This window comes from Gardnerella sp. c17Ua_118 (assembly GCF_055804255.1).
In genome coordinates, this window is the sequence record NZ_JANUYT010000003.1 from 1 (window position 1) to 756 (window position 756).

1 pseudogene is annotated in these 756 nt (G+C 42.7%); it reads right to left on the minus strand.

The annotated features are described in order from the left end of the window. Positions 1–756, minus strand: a pseudogene (locus NYP69_RS06485) (hypothetical protein); the annotation flags it as partial.

Below are 756 nucleotides of genomic sequence, written 5' to 3' on the forward strand. Positions count from 1 at the left end.
TCCCGCAGAAAGCAGCTTCTTCTTAAACTCAAGCGGATTCAAGATATCGCAATAATCAAATCGCACAACCCTAACAACTCCGCAATCCATAAGCCACCGCTCTCTATTGCGTTCCTTCCTAACTGCATCACGATTATATCTATATAAGTTATTTGTGCTGAAGTTGTTGATATTTTCAACACTTCCATCAAAATCCTCAGTACGCAAGTCGTAAGCAGCCGAGCGGTTATCAAACAAAGTTCTATCTTCAATCAAATATTTATCAGTGCCATCCAGCTCGCCAACAATAATTTTTCCGTTAACTTTCCACATAAAATCTGCGCGATATGGGCTCTGTGGATAATTCGGGTTTGGAAACTCGTGCTGCAACTCTGGTTCCACAAAACCAAGCTCAAGCATTATCGCCCGCGCAAGTGACTCTCCGCCGTTCTCGCTCTTAGGGTTCGCATAGTTTACCAAAGTCTCCATTCGCGACAAAACATCAAATTCATCGGTGCCAAGAAAATTTGGATTGTTGATAGGCGAATAATTTACACCATAAAAATCCGCGTTTTTTGGATTCTGAACACTGTTCAAGAACTGCGGCGTATCACTACAACAATCCATGGAGCCGTAAAATTTACGACAAACACGCAAAATTTTGTTAAGATCTTCACCTTTTCGAGCAGCAGAATCGAAAGTTGCTAGCGACTCGGCGAACGACCCCTTCCAAGCGCACACGTAGAGAACGTTGTAAATGCTGGCAACATGACTAAT